Source organism: Providencia alcalifaciens, assembly GCF_915403165.1.
GTDB lineage: Bacteria > Pseudomonadota > Gammaproteobacteria > Enterobacterales > Enterobacteriaceae > Providencia > Providencia alcalifaciens_C.
The window spans coordinates 310,679-327,785 of record NZ_OU659204.1 but is presented as its reverse complement, the minus strand read 5'-3'; the positions used below and the strand labels follow the sequence as shown (position 1 = coordinate 327,785).

The window sequence follows — 17,107 nt, the reverse complement described above, 5'->3', positions numbered from 1 at the left end:
ACCGCTAATGGCTGATATCTAGCCTCTGCAAAGTATACAGTTCCTGCAAAGTGTATAGTGCCTTCTGAATTTCAGGCTCTGCCAACCAGTACTTTAATGCCTGTTTCCGTTTTTCAGATAAGCCCAGCGCCTCCACACTCTCTCGTTCATTCAATTTTTCTATCGTAGTTATTTTGTTTAAATGGCCGATTTCTAAAGGAATTCCAAGCCCTTTCAACCAATTTACTATTGGCTGCATAGATGATTTTTGTAGCTGGCTAAGCGCATTTGTCGTTTTCTTATTCTTAGGTAATGAATCTTGCCATTGAGGAGAAAGCCAGCCAAGTAACGTTGAGAGCCCATATTGCTCTACCCATATTTTCCATGTTTTTTCGCCCACCCCGCGAATCTTTAACTGCTTACTTAGCCAAGCCAAGCGAGCAATAAATTGGGGGGCGCAATCCTGTGTATATGCTAAACAGCTCAATGAATGAAAGTTTTCGAGAGATGATGTGCTCGGATACAACCGAGCCTCTCGCCGCCAAATGACTTGCTCCATAAATGGCGTCCCATGTCCTGATAACGTTAGTTGGATCTTATCCCCAATTAACACATCTTTTTGCTTCCAGGAATTGAGCGAGCCAATGCGGATTTTACTCACGGTTTTATCGTCGATCGTGACTGGCTGAATGTTAGCAATCACATTCACCACACCTGATTTGCCTACCCGAAAAGTTAAGTCAACAACCTCTGAAACTACGCTTTTTAACGGGTATTTCCATGCCACACTCCAACTGTTTTGGTTTGCTCGCCAAGCCGATGAGGGCGGTGCTGGAAAGCTTTTCAAAACAATACCATCGGTTGCAAATGGCATCGACGCTGAATAATAGTGGTCACGCCACTCGGCTGCTGATTGATAGTCAGCGATTGGATGGCTATATCGTTGTACCCAGTCAAACCCTAGCGTCGTTAATTCACTCAATTGACGATTCATAGCGACGGAGTTATCAGGCCATGCCCAGATAAAAATACCGATATCATTCGTGATCTGTGTAGGTAGCTCCTTGCGCATCAACCAACCCGCAATTTTACTCCGTACATTTTTTCCACCACCCTCATTTTGTACATGCCCATTGAGCTTCCAGAATAATTCACCCTGTAAAACAAGAGATTGCTTCGTTGAAATAATTTTGGGGATAGCTTGAATAAAATCGGCTTTATCTCGCCAATTCAGTCCTTCACTCCCATTGCCCCGACTAATCATTGACACTAAACGTCCATTTTCATAGTGCAGAGTCACTGCGACACCATCGACTTTAGGTTGCAACCAAACTTCATGACGAGCCGCTATCCATGCGTCTATTTCTTCTGATTTCAATTTTTTCAATCCCGTATGGGGTATGGGATGCTTTGTTAATCGTTCAGTTTTAGGCTGTAATGGTTGTGCTAGCGTGTCAGGCAAGTTTTGACAGCGCTGCCCCTGCTGCCACTTCACCAAAAGTTGATCATAAACTTCGTCACTTACGCCGCTCACACCGTCGATTTGATATTGCCTATCCCACTCTTGTAGCTGCTCCCCCAGACGTTGCTGTTCCATTCTTATTAATTCATTGTCTAATGAGCGGCATGTTTTTTGAGAGCCTACCGTTTCCGCACCGTAGCCTATTGAAATAACAGATTGAAGTAATAGGCAGAACCAACCAAATTTCCAGAGTTTCCTGACTGAAAAATAATGCATAATATCCCTATTATATTGACGTTAATGAATTGAATGATAAAGCGCTGCGTTGCCATTGCATTCTGGGCCAATCAATAAAGAGATACAGTAGGTACTTTTGCCAATTGCATAGCGACTCGTAAAACAAATACTATTTTCATCGCGTTACATTTATTTTCTGGAAGGCGTTCGCAATTTTCCAATAACCAAAATTTTTTACTCTTATTTCATGGTTAATTGATATCGCTGCATGTTGCCTTAAGTACGTGTATACTATGTAGGGTTTATCACTATCTTTTATGTCTAACCCACAAATATTCAAGAAATCATCATGATACAAGGCACGTTATATATTCTCTCTGCTCCTAGTGGCGCAGGTAAGTCCAGTCTTATCCAAGCATTATTGAAGACACAACCGTTGTATGACACTCAAGTTTCTGTTTCTCATACAACTCGATCTGCACGCCCAGGCGAAGTTCATGGCGAGCATTACTTCTTTGTTTCTGAAACTGAATTTCTTCAGATGGTTGAGAACAATGACTTTTTAGAGCATGCCTGTGTTTTCGGTAACTACTACGGCACCTCAAAACCTATTATTGAGGAAGTCTTAAATAGTGGCGTGGATGTGTTTCTTGATATTGACTGGCAAGGTGCTCAGCAAATTCGCGCGAAAATGCCAGAAGCACGTAGTATTTTTATCCTACCGCCATCAAAAGATGAGCTATATCGCCGTCTGCGTGGTCGTGGTCAAGATAGTGATGACGTCATTGAAAAGCGCATGTCACAAGCAGTTGGCGAAATTGAGCATTACAATGAATACGATTACGTCATTGTAAACGACGATTTCAACACCGCACTGAGCGATTTACAATCTATCATGCGTGCTGAGCGTTTGAGATTAGGTCGCCAAGTCCAGCGACATGATGCTTTAATCAGCAAATTACTAGCAGACTGAGAATAGTTTCAGTATCATATCAGGTCATTTTTTTATTTCTTTGGAGTAGCACACTTATGGCACGCGTAACTGTTCAAGACGCAGTAGAAAAAATTGGTAACCGTTTTGACCTCGTACTGGTCGCAGCACGTAGAGCTCGTCAGTTACAAACTGGCGGTAAAGATCCTTTAGTTCCAGAAGAAAACGATAAGCACACTGTTATCGCGCTACGTGAAGTAGAAGAAGGTTTAATTAACGGTCACATTTTGGATGTGCGTGAACGCCAAGAACAGCAAGAGCAAGAAGCCGCTGAAATGCAGGCAGTTTCTGCGATCGCTGAAGGTCGTCGCTAATTACTAAGGTGGGTCTGCCTTGTATCTGTTTGAAAGCCTAAATCTCATAATTCAACAATACCTCCCAAAAGAGCAAGTTGAATTACTGAAAAAAGCCTATGTTGTCGCACGGGATGCTCATGAAGGGCAGACCCGTTCCAGTGGTGAGCCTTATATTACTCACCCTGTTGCTGTTGCTTGTATTCTGGCTGAAATGCGTTTGGATCATGAAACACTGATGGCCGCGCTACTTCATGATGTGATTGAAGATACTCCAGCGACATTTCAAGACATAGAGCAGCTGTTTGGAACCACCGTCGCCGGCTTAGTCGAAGGGGTTTCCAAACTGGATAAGCTGAATTTCCGCGACAAGAAAGAAGCTCAAGCAGAAAACTTCCGTAAAATGATCATGGCAATGGTGAAGGATATCCGTGTCATTTTGATCAAACTGGCAGACCGCACTCACAATATGCGCACGCTTGGGTCATTACGACCCGATAAGCGTCGCCGCATAGCGCGTGAAACACTGGAAATTTACAGCCCCCTCGCGCACCGTTTAGGTATCCACCATATTAAAACCGAACTCGAAGAGTTAGGTTTCGAAGCACTGTATCCAAACCGTTATCGTGTTATCAAGGAAGTGGTGAAATCCGCTCGTGGTAACCGTAAAGAAATGATCCAAAAAATCCTTTCTGAAATTGACGGTCGATTAACAGAAGCGGGTGTACCCTGTACAGTCAGTGGTCGCGAAAAACATCTGTATTCTATCTATCGAAAAATGCATCAAAAAGAGCAGCGATTCCATTCCATTATGGATATCTATGCTTTTAGGGTCATCGTTGAAGACGTTGATACCTGCTACCGTGTTTTAGGGCAAATGCACAGTCTTTATAAACCTCGCCCGGGGCGAATCAAAGACTATATTGCTATTCCTAAGGCTAACGGCTACCAATCCCTCCACACCTCATTAATTGGGCCTCATGGGGTACCTGTCGAAGTACAAATTCGTACTGAAGATATGGACCAAATGGCCGAAATGGGTGTTGCTGCTCACTGGGCATATAAAGAACAAGGCGAATTGGGAACCACTGCGCAGGTGAAAGCCCAGCGTTGGATGCAAAGCTTGCTCGAACTCCAACAGAGTGCGGGAAGCTCATTTGAATTTATTGAAAGCGTAAAATCAGACCTCTTTCCTGATGAGATTTACGTTTTCACCCCTGAAGGTCGTATTGTCGAATTACCGACGGGCGCGACTCCGGTGGACTTCGCATATGCCGTGCATACTGACATCGGTCATGCCTGTGTGGGTGCGCGAGTTGATCGCCAACCTTACCCACTCTCCCAGTCACTTTCTAGCGGTCAAACGGTAGAAATTATTACTGCACCGGGCGCTCGACCAAATGCAGCATGGCTAAACTTTGTCGTTAGCTCAAAAGCACGTGCAAAAATTCGCCAGTTACTGAAGAATTTAAAACGCGAAGACTCCGTTAATTTAGGTCGTCGCCTACTCAATCATGCGCTAGGCACAGGCACCAAAATCACGGATATACCTCGTGAAAGTATTGATGCCGAATTAGCTCGCATGAAGCTTCACTCTATTGATGATTTACTTGCCGAAATTGGTTTAGGTAATGCCATGAGTGTTGTGGTCGCTCGCAACTTGCAAAGTAACCCTCAAAGTGCTCAGCCAAGTGCCGTTGAAGAACCAGTGATTACGGAAAGCCGTAATAAACTGTCCATCAAGGGAGCTGATGGTGTCTTAATCACCTTTGCAAAATGCTGCCGACCTATCCCGGGCGACCCGATTATTGCGCATATTAGCCCAGGTAAAGGATTGGTTATTCACCATGAATCTTGCCGTAATATCCGTGGTTATCAGAAAGAACCGGATAAATTTATGGCTGTTGAGTGGGATACCGAAACAGACACGGATTTTATCGCTGAAATTAAAGTCGATATGATAAACCATCAAGGTGCCCTTGCTAACTTGACCGCCGCTATCAATGATGCGAATTCAAGTATTCAAAGCATGAACACCGAAGAGAAAGATGGTCGTGTTTACTGTGCCTTTATTCGCTTGTCGATTAAAAACCGTATTCAATTGGCTAACGTGATGCGTAAAATTCGTATCATGCCAGACGTTCTACGCGTCAGCCGTAACCGTAATTAGTCGATATCATTAAAAACACGAACTCTCACTATGAATGAACGCCGCTATCGCCGCATTTGCCAAATGATGGCGATGCGGCAGCCCGACCTAACACTTTGTCTTGAAGAAATTCATAAGCCTCATAATGTTTCTGCGATTGTCCGCAGTGCTGATGCTGTCGGGATCCACAAAATTCATGCCATTTGGCCAGACCAACAGGTTAAACTCTCTGTCTCTTCTGCGGCGGGAAGTAATAGTTGGGTAAAAGTCATCTCGCACCAATCCACAGAAAGTGCCATTACTCAGATAAAATCCCAAGGTATGCAGATTTTAGTGACGAATCTGTCAGATACGGCTGTCGATTTTCGAGAAATTGATTATACCCGCCCAACCTGTATTATGGTGGGACAAGAGAAAACAGGTATCTCAGATAAGGCATTAGCCCTTGCAGATCAACATATTATCATCCCAATGGTTGGTATGGTGCAGTCACTCAATGTCTCTGTTGCCTCTGCGCTTATTTTGTATGAAGCCCAGCGTCAGCGCCAACTCGCGGGCATGTATGACCGAGAAAATAGTCTATTATCTGAGCAAGAACAACAAGAATGGCTATTTGAAGGCGGCTATCCTGTATTGGCTGAAGTTGCTAAACGCAAAGGACTTCCTCGCCCATTTATCAATCAGCAAGGTCAGATAGAAGCCGATGATGCTTGGTGGGCACAAATGCAGCTTTCTGAAAAAATGAAGAGAAAACAACTCAGTTAAGGAATCGATATGAACCGTGGTCTGCTTAATACCATTTCACTGACTTCACTTCATGGCATCGGTGCCAGCCAGTCAGAAAAAATGAGTAAAATCGGGTTGAACACAGTTCAGGACTTGCTTCTGCATTTTCCACTGCGTTATGAAGATCATACGCGTCTTTATCAGATTAAAGACTTGATGCCCGGCACAACGGCCACTATCACCGGTCACGTTCTACAAACCAAAGTCGTCTTTGGACGTAAAAGAATGATGACCTGCCTGATCAGTGATGGTACAGGCAACCTCACACTGCGTTTTTTCAACTTCTCTGCTGCAATGAAAAACAGTTTGGCCGAAGGTCGTCAAGTGACTGCTTATGGAGAAGTGCGTCGTGGTAATACAGGGCCTGAAATCATTCACCCTGAATATAAAGTTTCTCAAGAAACGGATAATATCGCCCTTCAAGAGAACCTAACACCCGTTTATCCGACAACCGAAGGCGTCCGCCAAGCCACATTGCGTAAAGTGATGGAACAAGCGCTAAGCATGCTAGAAAGTGGCAATATTCAAGAATTACTGCCTGAAGAGTTCAGCCGTAGCCTAATTAGCCTCCCTGATGCCATTCGACTGCTACATACTCCGCCACCGGATGTCTCGTTAGAAGAGTTGGAAAAAGGGCATCACCCAGCTCAAAAGCGTTTGATCCTCGAAGAGTTACTGGCTCACCATTTAAGTATGCTCGCCATTCGGGCTGGTAATGAACGGCTCTATGCTGAACCATTGGTTTCATCGGGAAAGTTTAAAACGCCTTTACTGGCAAATTTACCGTTCTCACCCACTAACGCGCAAAAACGCGTCGTGGCAGAAATCGAAACTGATTTACAGAAAAATGCCCCAATGATGCGTTTGATCCAAGGAGATGTCGGTTCCGGTAAAACACTTGTGGCTGCATTAGCCGCACTGTGCGCCATTGAAAATGGTAAACAAGTTGCCTTAATGGCACCGACTGAAATTCTTGCAGAACAGCACGCGAACACCTTTAAGCAGTGGTTTGAACCTCTAGGTATCAAAGTAGGCTGGTTAGCGGGTAAGCAAAAAGGTAAAGCGCGCCAGCAACAACAAGATGCCATCGCTAGCGGCGAAGTCTCGATGGTCGTCGGTACCCATGCCATCTTCCAAGAGCAAGTGAGCTTTCACTCTTTAGGGTTAGTCATCATTGATGAACAGCATCGCTTTGGCGTTCACCAGCGGCTCGCTCTGCGTGAGAAAGGTGAACAGCAAGGTTTCCATCCACATCAGTTAATCATGACCGCTACGCCAATCCCACGCACGCTGGCGATGACCGCTTACGCCGATCTCGATACCTCCGTGATTGACGAGCTTCCTCCAGGAAGAACCCCAGTCACGACAGTGGCAATTCCAGATACCCGACGTAGTGATATTGTCGAGCGCGTTCGACAAGCCTGTTTAGAGGAAGGACGGCAAGCTTACTGGGTGTGTACATTGATTGATGACTCAGAGGTGCTTGAAGCGCAAGCCGCTCAAGTTACCAGCGAAGAGCTGGCGCTGGCACTACCTGAACTCAAAGTAGGGTTGGTACATGGTCGCATGAAACCCGCAGAAAAACAGAGCATCATGGCGGCATTTAAGAATAACGAAATCCAGTTACTTGTTGCTACCACCGTCATCGAAGTCGGGGTGGATGTTCCGAACGCAAGCCTGATGATTATTGATAACCCTGAGCGGCTTGGACTAGCGCAATTGCACCAACTACGGGGGCGAGTCGGTCGTGGCTCTATCGCCTCTCACTGTGTGCTACTTTATAAAACGCCTCTCACTCACACTGCCAAGCAACGCTTGCAAGTTTTACGAGACAGTAACGATGGCTTTGTGATTGCCCAAAAAGATTTAGAAATTCGAGGTCCCGGAGAGCTGCTAGGTACAAGGCAGACAGGCAATGCGGATTTTAAAGTTGCCGATTTATTACGAGATCAATATATGTTGCCAGAAGTACAACGGCTAGCTCGACACATCCAGCAAAACTACCCTGAGCATGCTCAAAAGATTATTGAACGCTGGCTCCCTGAGCGCGAACAATATAGCCACGCTTAAACTTTTTCCTGTCCTAACTTTTTCCTACCCTAAAATGAAAATTGCCGTGAACACATCCATGTCCACGGCAATACCTGCTTTATTTATACATTTAGTTATATATGTTTGTATTTACTTTAATACTTGTTCTGTACTAGCCGCCAATCGTTGGGAAAACGGGTAACCATAAGTAGAACTTAATCACTAACGCATTCACAATATCGATAAAGAATGCCCCTACCATTGGCACTACTAAGAATGCTAGGTGAGATGGACCAAATTTATCGGTTACCGCTTGCATGTTAGCGATAGCGGTTGGTGTTGCCCCTAAACCGAAGCCACAGTGACCCGCAGCTAAAATGGCAGCATCATAGTTTTTGCCCATCACACGGAAGGTAACAAAAATCGCATATCCTGCCATAACGCAAGCTTGAACACCGAGGATGACTAACATTGGGATGGCTAAAGACGCCAATTCCCACAGTTTTAAACTCATTAATGCCATGGCTAAGAATAAGGATAGGCTGACGTTACCCATGACAGAAACTGCGCGGTCAAATACTCGATAAAAACCAAGTAAAGATAGGCTGTTACTTAAAATAACACCGACAAACAATACGCAGACAAATTTAGGCAGTGCAAATGCGGTGCCTGATAGTAGCCCAGCAATCCAGCTTCCCGCTAGCAAACAGATAGCAATCAACGCAATAGTTTCAATCAACACCATCGAGTTGATCATGCGGTTGGATTGTGGCTTTTCAAATGCGGTTGGAACATCTTTGTCCTCATCCGCGGTACCAGGGGTTGGGATATTGCGAATTAAGAAACGTGCAACAGGACCACCAATAAGTCCCCCAAGTACTAAACCAAAGGTTGCACAAGCCATTGCAACTTCAGTTGCACTCTTGAAGCCATAGTCTTCAGTAAAGATTTTACCCCAAGCGGCACCTGTACCATGTCCACCTGATAAAGTGATTGAGCCGGCTAATAGTCCCATCAGAGGGTCTAAACCTAATAATTTCGCAAGTGCGATACCGACTGTATTTTGAACCAGCAATAATCCGACAACGACAAAAATGAAGATTAACAATGCTTTACCGCCAGCTTTTAAGCTCGCTAAGTTCGCATTCAAACCAATGGTTGCAAAGAACGCGAGCATCATCGGTTCTTGCAGTGATAAGTCGAAGGAAAGGCTCCAATCAAATACTTGCTTAACCACTAACAGGGTAAAAGCAACTAATAATCCCCCTGCAACGGGTTCGGGGATAGTATATTTTTCAAGAAATGAAACTGACTTTACCAGTTTGCGTCCGAGTAATAGCACGAGCGTGGCTGCCACCAGAGTGCCGTAGACATCGAGATGATACATTTACGTACCTCGTCTGTTGTTAATATTATTTAAAACTAATTAGACGTTATTTTTTTCCTTAAAACGCCAAAAGCAGGTGCAGGGATTAGAAAAAAAAATTGCGATAAATACAAGTTAAAACATATAAAAATGTGACACTCATAATTTTAAATGATACTTTCTTTTATTTAGCGCAAACGATTGCTTTTTGTATTATTCTCTTTAAAATGCGCTTTTTGCTAGTGGAATTGGAATAATGAACGCAACGGCATCTGAAGAACAAAGTGTTGAAAAAACAGTACAAAATCAAAGCGAACTGATCTATCGCCTTGAAGATAGACCGCCTTTACCCCAGGCGCTGTTTGCTGCTGGACAGCATCTATTAGCGATGTTTGTCGCGGTGATTACCCCCGCAATGCTTATCTGCCAAGCTCTTGGGCTACCCGCTCATGACACCCAGCGGATCATCAGCATGTCATTGTTTGCTTCAGGAATCGCCTCCCTAATTCAGATCCGTGCATGGGGGCCTGTTGGTTCAGGATTGCTTTCCATTCAAGGCACCAGTTTCAACTTTGTTGCACCGCTGATTATGGGTGGCGTTGCACTCAAGCAAGGTGGAGCCGATATTCCATCCATGATGGCTGCATTATTCGGTACGTTAATGGTCGCTGCGCTAACCGAAGTTATCTTGTCTCGCTTCTTACATTTAGCTCGTCGAGTTATCACGCCGCTGGTTTCTGGTGTGGTGGTCATGATCATTGGTTTATCACTGATTCAAGTCGGTTTAACCTCAATCGGTGGGGGCTACAGTGCGCTTGCCGATAACACATTTGGTTCCCCTGATAACCTCATTCTTGCAGGTATTGTTTTAGCCGTCATTATCCTGCTAACGCGCCAGAAAAACCCGTATTTGCGCGTCGCATCGTTAGTGATTGCAATGGCGGTAGGCTACCTTGCAGCTTGGTGGATGGACATGTTACCAACCGTGCAACCGAGTGATGCCAATCAATCTCTGATTACAGTTCCTGAGCCTTTTTATTATGGACTTTCGTTTGATTGGAATTTACTCATTCCACTGATCCTAATTTTTATGGTGACGTCGCTAGAGACCATTGGTGATATCACGGCAACGTCAGATGTCTCCGAGCAGCCAGTACGTGGGCCTCTGTATATGAAACGTATCAAAGGCGGCGTATTAGCGAATGGACTAAACTCCATGGTGTCTGCGGTGTTTAATACCTTCCCTAACTCCTGTTTTGGTCAGAACAATGGCGTCATTCAATTAACCGGTGTTGCTAGCCGCTACGTGGGTTACTTAGTGGCGTTGATGTTGGTGCTACTGGGTCTTTTCCCTGCGGTTGCAGGTTTTGTGCAACAAATTCCTGAACCTGTTCTGGGTGGTGCAACCATTGTGATGTTCGGCACAATTGCGGCGTCCGGTGTGCGTATCGTTTCTCGTGAACCACTCAACCGCCGTGCAATTATGATCATTGCGTTGTCTCTAGCAGTAGGAATGGGGGTTTCTCAACAACCACTGATCCTGCAATTTGCGCCTGATTGGCTGAAAACCTTGTTTTCATCCGGTATTGCGGCCGGTGGTTTAACTGCAATTGTACTGAACTTGATTTTCCCTCACGAAAAATAGTTCCCTTCACCGCCGCAAGAGTTGAACACGCCGGCGGTTCTTCTGTATGCTATCCTTGAGTTGCCGATATATTAAACATGTCGGCAATTTCTATTTTTATCTGATTAATAAGGGAGCAGACAAACGTGAAAGGGTTACTGAGGTTTTTCAGCTATATTTTTCTGCTTCTTTTGATTGTATTTCTTGCCTGTTATATTGCCTTACAAACCCGATGGGGAGCAGGTTACGCCAGCCAACTTCTGAGTAAATTTACGCCTTACGACATTAACGTCGGCATTATGGGACATCAGTTCTCCGAGCCGGGTAAATTTATTTTCCAAGACATTAAGATTGAATCAAGCAACAAGCAGCTAGAATTAGATGCTCGGCAAATTGTGGTGGATATCAATTGGCGACATATTTTCAGTGGTGAAGCCATTCAACGCTTAACCATCACTCAAGGCGACTTATCTGCAAACTTTACCGATAACACATCGCCGCTACCGCTTTCTACGAAAGTCCTGCAATTTGAAAATAGCCAAATTCAATTAACTCAAGGTAAAAACACCGTTCAAGTCGCAGGATTTACAGGGGGTATAACCCCATGGAAACCGACAACTGAAAATCCATTTGGTTATGGTGATTTTCGCTTTACTACCGGTCAATTAACCTTGAATTCCCTCCCTTTTAGAAATGTCGCGATCACAGGTAAATTACAAGAAAAGGTGACGGACTTTAGCCAAATCAGCGGCTACCTGAATAATGGTGCGATCACGGGCAAAGGAAAATGGTTTGCTGACGGCTCTATCACCATTGATGACCTGTCGATGAATAAAGTGGGCTGGCAGAATGACTTAACCTTTGATGCGCTATTTGATGCAATAAACAGTGACCGAACTTTGCAAATCAACCAATTACAGCTGACCAATGTGGATATTCAAGGGCGTGATTGGGCGCTTTCGGGTCTGAGTACCGAAGTCGACCAAATTGCCTTAGTGAGAGGAAGTTGGAGCAGCCCGAAAAGCCATATTAATTTCAATGTCGATCAATTGGTTATTCAAGACCAGCAAATTGATACGCTCATCGGTGAGCTGAACATTGACGGTGATAACCTCAATGTTGATAAGCTCTCGGGCTACTACAATAAAGGTATTTTTAACCTCAGTGCGGTTTGGCAACGTAACGATAAATCACTGACCATCACTGAAGGGACACTCGCTGGGGTTCTGTATACCTTGCCAGATAATTGGCTGTCGTTCTTTGCTCAACCTGCACCCGCGTGGTTATCCACATTCGCCATTGATAATTTCACTGTCACGCAGTCTTTGCTGATGAATATTCAACCTGAGTTTCCTTTCGAATTTACCGCGTTGAGCGGCAACATTCGCTATGTTGACCTGATCAAACAAAAACAGTGGGGAATTTGGAAGGGACAAGCTACTTTCAATGCTGATGCAGGTACCATCAACCAGGTGATGATCCGCCGTCCACTTTTAGAAATCGCAGGAAGTAATGGGCGTACCGCCGCCAGTCTCAGCGGCAGCGTTGACCGTGGTATCGCAAAAATCGGTTTACTGGCACAGCAAGAGCCGAATAAAGCCCCTTTTGAATTACGAGCATCAGGCACCAACATTGATTTAAGTGATTTAAACCAATGGGGTTGGTCAGGCTTTTCACCTCAAATGTGGGGAGATTTCGAGGCATCATTGCAAGGGGATTTACTCGCCTCACCTCTAGCATCAAGCCTTAACGGAAAATTAACCGCTAAGCCACTTCAAGGAAGCGCTCAACTGCGTACGGTAGTTGATGGCCATGTGGCGTCTAGCGTCGCCACTGTAGAACAAGCACCATTATCACAAACTGCACCAGCAGAAAATACCTACCCTGTTGATAGGCATGTTCCTGATATTGTTACTCAATAAAGCAGTGAGTTAATAAGCAATAAAAAGCAGGCTATCCGAAGGGACTAGCCTGCTTTTTCGATTATTCACTTGAAAACTATTCTTCACCAAAAACAGTCAGTCACCTAAAGACATTATTCGCTTTTCTCTTTCTTCGTTTCTGGTAACACCATATATACACCGCTAAATATCGCACCCACTTGGTTTTCTGCATTGCTCACATGCACTTCCAGTTTTACCCGCGCTTTACTTCCTCGGGCGAGACGGTCTAAATCTCCACTAAGATGTGAGAGATCAGCCACTGCGGTTGGGCGTCCACTAACGGGCTTTGCGTAGCGAATATTGGCATCTACCAGAACAATTTCTCCGCCTAATTGATGCTCTTGTAGCAGCAACCAAATCATTCCCCAGCCAGTTAAAGTGGCGAGAGAAAACTGGCTTCCAGCAAAAATAGTATTATGAGGGTTTTGGTTCCCTGCTTCTGGCATTGTCGTTACAAAGCGCTTTCCTGTGTACTGTTCAATACGTACACCCATTTTTTCACTCAATGGAATATGCTTGTGCCAAGCTTGCTGAAGCTCACCGCACCAATCAGGACGATGGAGAATTTGGTCAAGGGTTTCAATCGGTTTGATCATCAAATAGTGTCGAACAGGGGTCTTCAGCTCCCCAGTGACTTCGCCACGACGTTCAAAACCCATTTTGGCGAAGAAAGGTACGGCTTCTTCTCGAACACTGGACACGATGCGTTTAACGCCTTCGCGCCTTGCAATGGTTTCAAGCGCCATAATAATCAGTTTGCCTAAACCCTTGCCTTGCATGACAGGATTAACGGCGAGAAAGCGAATAGCGCCTTCGTTATCGGCATTAATATATAAGCGCCCAATGGCCAAAATACGATTTTTTTCGTCGACTACCATTTGGTGGTGAGCGGTTAAATCATAACCGTCTTTTTCCGAGCCAAGGGGTTGTTTGAATGGTTCTCGCAGCATCGACCAGCGAAATTGGTAGTATGCGGCGAATTCAAGTTCATCTTTTGGTGTCCGTAGATGGTACATCTCTCCCCCCTCCTTTAAACGATTTTTCTACACTTGCAGCCAAAAAGTAACGGGACCATCATTGGTTAAGCTAACCTGCATGTCCGCCGCAAATTCGCCCGTTTCTGTCACGATGCCTTGTGCACGGCTTTGCTCAACAAAGTATTGATACAGCTGATCCGCTTTCGCCGGCTCCGCTCCGCCGGAGAAACTTGGGCGCATCCCTTTCTTGGTATCAGCGGCTAACGTAAACTGCGAAACCACTAATAAGCTTCCGCCAGCTTGTTGAACGTTGAGATTCATTTTGCCTTGTTCATCGCTAAAAATACGATATCCAAGGACTTTCTCACAAAGGCGTTTTGCTTTCTGCTCATCATCGTCTTTTTCAACACCAAGCAGAACTAAAAGACCAGAACCAATTTGCCCTACTGTTTTTTCATCAACAACCACACTCGCGTGAGTGACTCTTTGAATTAATGCAATCATGGGTACTCGATAAAAAAGGAGTAACGTCGCCGTTACTCCTTATTAAGAACTGGATTATTCGACTTCGGCACTAAAGTCGTAAGTCCGAAAATATTCAGGAACGGTGTCTTTATTCAAGACATGAACACCTTTGATACCAAGTGCTTCAGCTGCTTTTACGTTTTCTTCTACATCATCAAAGAACACCGCATCAGCTGCTTCAAATTCTTCAGATTCCAGAACATATTTGAAAATTTCCGGGTCTGGCTTACGCATTCCTAAATCTTGGGATAGATACAGGAAGTCAGAGGACGCTGCAATTTCGGGGTAGTGTTCTGGCCAATAATCAAGGTGCAGGCGGTTGGTGTTAGATAACACAACAACGCGGTGACCTTGCTCACGCAGACGTTCCATAATATCAATGACTTCTGGTCTTAGTGAGATGAAAATTGAGTGCCAGCCTTCCGCAAAATCTTCAAAGCTTAGGGTGATATCCATCTCTTCACAGAGCAGTTCAGCAAATTCGATATCTGAAATTTTGCCACATTCATGGAGTTGGAAGATATTGCCAAAAGTGAATCGCTTTTTGATTTCTGAACTTGGGGTACCGCTCAGTTCAGACCACTTATCAAACACACGATTGAAGTCGATATCAATAATCACATTACCCATATCGAAGATATACAGCATAAATTGTCCTCTTAGTTATTCATTAAATTTACTTTAATCATTATTGAGGCAACTGAACAGCCCTAATTAAGGATTATTAAGGTTATTTTTCAATTTATCGATTAAGCAAATTGATCATAAAAACATCCTACTTTATCTATTTTTCAATCATCTCTCTTGGTTCCCATCTCACTTAGTCAAAACCAATAAACATAAAGAGTAATATATTACTCATAATAGCCTTTGACTCATAAAAAATGAGCACTATACTACTCAATAGACTGCAATAAATCTTTTGAGGAGCAACGATGTGGATGACTTAAAAAATATCACTCTTGAAGCATACATTGAGCAGAAATGGATAGATGTTGCATCTATTGAATTTTCAAGTGATTTTAAGGTGTCTCGGGTTAATTACAGTTTTGATTACGCATTAGAGAATTTAAATTTATGTGATAATCACTCCGTGTCAATAAATTACCCAACACAATTATTTCCTTATGATTTTAATAAAGAAAACCATTTTTTAGATGATCTACTCCCTAGCGGCGCTAGTCGACGTTTTTGGGTTCAAAAGCTTGATATTAAAAACCTCAGTACAAAGGCTCAAGATTACATCCTGCTAAAATATGCCACTGCTGCCCCTATTGGTAATTTAAGATCAAAAGAATCAATCGATGACCAATTAGAGAAAAAAGAGCTATTTTTTACACTCAGCGATGTCACCGAAAGGTCTTCTGACTTTTTAGATTATGCTCATGAAAAAGGAGGAATTGCGGGAGGCGCTACGGGGGCAGGAGGTGAAGCACCAAAGCTATTGCTTCGCTATACTGACGATGACCATATCTGGATAGATTATCATCAAGACTATTCATATCGCCCAGACGACCTTGCTTATCTAGTGAAATATCCGAGGGGAAGTCGAAGTCCAATAGATTGCGATATTCTACGTACCGAATTTCATTACTACCATGAATTGGCTGCTCTGGGTTTTAATACCATAGAAACAGCGACCATGAAGCTCCTTGAAAGTAATATCCCTTCCTTATGGCTACCTCGCTTTGATATCCAACGCTCTGGAGATGTCATCAGCAAGCCCTCAATACAATCTGTATATTCTATTTTAAATATGGGGCCAGGAGCATCTTTGCATAATGAAAAAATGATCAGAGATTTACTGCAACTTATTGAAAATAACAATATAAAATCAGCATTTACCCGAGAAGAATATATAGCGGAATGGATAAACCGAGACTTGCTAAACGTTATTTTTGGTAATAGTGATAATCATGGCCGAAATACGTCCTTTATTCTGTTTGATAACCAAATAAAATTTGCCCCAATTTATGATTTTGCACCAATGAAAGCCGACCCTGAAGGTATTTCACGTACGGCAAAATGGTCTACACAATATGAGCAAGCTGGTGAGTTTGATTATATTGGTATTGCAAAATCATTCTCTGATTTAGCTGATGTAAACATTATTATCAAAGAGATAAAAAGAACTGCAACTCAATTAGTCGGCTTAAAAGAAAGGCTACAGAAACGCGGTGTTCCCGACAGTATTCTCAACATGCCAACTTTTGGATTTGATTTTATCCCTGAAAAATTAACACGATGGGGGTTAGTATGACCGATAAAAAACTAGAAATGATCACAGAAATCGAGCGGATCAAAAAACAGGAGCGAAGAGAAGAACTGCACGATTTACACATTAATCGGGGTAATTCAACCGAACAATTAAAATTAAAAAGCCATATTCAGAACGAACGCAAACCAATACCGGAAAGCAGGGAAAGCTATTATCTAGAAATATCCACAAAATTACTTCATGGAGAAATCACTATTGGGGAGGGCATTCAACAACTAAGAAAGAAATTCCTTAGTTTAAACCAAGAGCAGTTTGCCAAATTGGTTGGAGTTTCACGAAAAACTATCTCTGATATTGAAAACAACCGAGGGAATCTCTCTGTCGAAACGCTCAACGCCATAACTAAGCCATTCAAATTTAGATTGGCTCTGGTGCCAATATCATTCGATATATTAAAAAGGCTCTCAGAGAATCGCTAAAATAAAAGCCAAGCTAAATAATTAACTTGGCTTTTGCATTTTATAGG

General features: G+C 43.6%; 14 protein-coding genes. 9 read left to right on the top strand and 5 right to left on the bottom strand.

Annotation, left to right across the window (positions count from 1 at the left end; genetic code table 11):
- Positions 1–4: 4 nt before the first annotated feature.
- Positions 5–1,717, bottom strand: coding sequence for an NAD-dependent DNA ligase LigB (gene ligB / locus LDO73_RS01435; RefSeq protein WP_224059872.1), 1,713 nt, complete (start codon positions 1,715–1,717; stop codon positions 5–7).
- A 310-nt stretch (positions 1,718–2,027) separates the two neighbouring features.
- Here ligB and gmk point away from each other — a divergent pair, with 310 nt between their 5' ends.
- From gmk to recG, 5 genes are read left to right on the top strand one after another with little or no spacing between them, the layout of a single operon-like run.
- Positions 2,028–2,651 (top strand): guanylate kinase, encoded by a 624-nt coding sequence (gene gmk, locus LDO73_RS01430; RefSeq protein WP_224059871.1) that lies wholly within the window; start codon positions 2,028–2,030, stop codon positions 2,649–2,651.
- Between the two features lie 56 nt (positions 2,652–2,707).
- The gene (gene rpoZ / locus LDO73_RS01425) at positions 2,708–2,983 is read left to right on the top strand and encodes a DNA-directed RNA polymerase subunit omega (RefSeq protein WP_006659598.1); all 276 of its coding nucleotides are present in this window, start codon (positions 2,708–2,710) and stop codon (positions 2,981–2,983) included.
- Positions 2,984–3,002: 19 nt separating this feature from the next.
- The gene (spoT, locus tag LDO73_RS01420; protein WP_224059870.1) at positions 3,003–5,132 is read left to right on the top strand and encodes a bifunctional GTP diphosphokinase/guanosine-3',5'-bis pyrophosphate 3'-pyrophosphohydrolase; all 2,130 of its coding nucleotides are present in this window, start codon (positions 3,003–3,005) and stop codon (positions 5,130–5,132) included.
- Between the two features lie 30 nt (positions 5,133–5,162).
- Positions 5,163–5,876: a tRNA (guanosine(18)-2'-O)-methyltransferase TrmH gene (trmH, locus tag LDO73_RS01415; RefSeq protein WP_036948577.1), complete on the top strand. Its 714-nt coding sequence runs from the start codon at positions 5,163–5,165 to the stop codon at positions 5,874–5,876.
- Positions 5,877–5,885: 9 nt separating this feature from the next.
- Positions 5,886–7,967, top strand: a complete 2,082-nt coding sequence (gene recG / locus LDO73_RS01410) for an ATP-dependent DNA helicase RecG (RefSeq protein WP_224059869.1) — start codon at positions 5,886–5,888, stop codon at positions 7,965–7,967.
- Between the two features lie 133 nt (positions 7,968–8,100).
- On the opposite strand, the gene gltS is transcribed toward recG, so the two are convergent.
- The gene (gene gltS, locus LDO73_RS01405; RefSeq protein ID WP_036948572.1) at positions 8,101–9,315 is read right to left on the bottom strand and encodes a sodium/glutamate symporter; all 1,215 of its coding nucleotides are present in this window, start codon (positions 9,313–9,315) and stop codon (positions 8,101–8,103) included.
- A 235-nt stretch (positions 9,316–9,550) separates the two neighbouring features.
- Here gltS and LDO73_RS01400 point away from each other — a divergent pair, with 235 nt between their 5' ends.
- Entirely contained in the window at positions 9,551–10,939 is a 1,389-nt protein-coding gene (locus LDO73_RS01400) for a uracil-xanthine permease family protein (protein ID WP_224059868.1), read from the top strand.
- A gap of 125 nt (positions 10,940–11,064) precedes the next feature.
- The gene (locus LDO73_RS01395; protein WP_224059867.1) at positions 11,065–12,840 is read left to right on the top strand and encodes an AsmA family protein; all 1,776 of its coding nucleotides are present in this window, start codon (positions 11,065–11,067) and stop codon (positions 12,838–12,840) included.
- Between the two features lie 113 nt (positions 12,841–12,953).
- Here the strand turns inward: LDO73_RS01395 and fabY are convergent, their stop codons facing one another.
- The 3 genes from fabY to yihX are packed head-to-tail and all read right to left on the bottom strand — an operon-like array spanning position 12,954 to position 15,011.
- Positions 12,954–13,877, bottom strand: coding sequence for a fatty acid biosynthesis protein FabY (fabY, locus tag LDO73_RS01390; protein WP_224059866.1), 924 nt, complete (start codon positions 13,875–13,877; stop codon positions 12,954–12,956).
- Positions 13,878–13,904: 27 nt separating this feature from the next.
- Complete coding sequence (dtd, locus tag LDO73_RS01385) at positions 13,905–14,342, bottom strand: D-aminoacyl-tRNA deacylase (RefSeq protein WP_224059865.1); 438 nt, start codon at positions 14,340–14,342, stop codon at positions 13,905–13,907.
- A 54-nt stretch (positions 14,343–14,396) separates the two neighbouring features.
- Complete coding sequence (gene yihX / locus LDO73_RS01380; protein WP_224059864.1) at positions 14,397–15,011, bottom strand: glucose-1-phosphatase; 615 nt, start codon at positions 15,009–15,011, stop codon at positions 14,397–14,399.
- Positions 15,012–15,300: 289 nt separating this feature from the next.
- Here yihX and LDO73_RS01375 point away from each other — a divergent pair, with 289 nt between their 5' ends.
- Both LDO73_RS01375 and LDO73_RS01370 read left to right on the top strand, forming a co-directional pair.
- On the top strand, positions 15,301–16,623 hold the full coding sequence (locus LDO73_RS01375; RefSeq protein ID WP_224059863.1) for a type II toxin-antitoxin system HipA family toxin: 1,323 nt from the start codon (positions 15,301–15,303) through the stop codon (positions 16,621–16,623).
- On the top strand, positions 16,620–17,060 hold the full coding sequence (locus tag LDO73_RS01370) for a helix-turn-helix transcriptional regulator (protein WP_224059862.1): 441 nt from the start codon (positions 16,620–16,622) through the stop codon (positions 17,058–17,060). The genes LDO73_RS01375 and LDO73_RS01370 overlap by 4 nt, the downstream gene beginning before the upstream one ends.
- Positions 17,061–17,107 lie beyond the last annotated feature (47 nt).

Excerpts from the sequence above, each read along its gene's own strand:
- LDO73_RS01400 (WP_224059868.1), top strand. The coding sequence starts at position 9,551 with ATGAACGCAACGGCATCTGAAGAACAAAGTGTTGAAAAAACAGTACAA.
- gltS (WP_036948572.1), bottom strand. The coding sequence starts at position 9,315 with ATGTATCATCTCGATGTCTACGGCACTCTGGTGGCAGCCACGCTCGTG.
- recG (WP_224059869.1), top strand. The coding sequence starts at position 5,886 with ATGAACCGTGGTCTGCTTAATACCATTTCACTGACTTCACTTCATGGC.
- ligB (WP_224059872.1), bottom strand. The coding sequence starts at position 1,717 with ATGCATTATTTTTCAGTCAGGAAACTCTGGAAATTTGGTTGGTTCTGC.
- rpoZ (WP_006659598.1), top strand. The coding sequence starts at position 2,708 with ATGGCACGCGTAACTGTTCAAGACGCAGTAGAAAAAATTGGTAACCGT.
- dtd (WP_224059865.1), bottom strand. The coding sequence starts at position 14,342 with ATGATTGCATTAATTCAAAGAGTCACTCACGCGAGTGTGGTTGTTGAT.
- gmk (WP_224059871.1), top strand. The coding sequence starts at position 2,028 with ATGATACAAGGCACGTTATATATTCTCTCTGCTCCTAGTGGCGCAGGT.
- fabY (WP_224059866.1), bottom strand. The coding sequence starts at position 13,877 with ATGTACCATCTACGGACACCAAAAGATGAACTTGAATTCGCCGCATAC.
- LDO73_RS01370 (WP_224059862.1), top strand. The coding sequence starts at position 16,620 with ATGACCGATAAAAAACTAGAAATGATCACAGAAATCGAGCGGATCAAA.
- trmH (WP_036948577.1), top strand. The coding sequence starts at position 5,163 with ATGAATGAACGCCGCTATCGCCGCATTTGCCAAATGATGGCGATGCGG.
- yihX (WP_224059864.1), bottom strand. The coding sequence starts at position 15,011 with ATGCTGTATATCTTCGATATGGGTAATGTGATTATTGATATCGACTTC.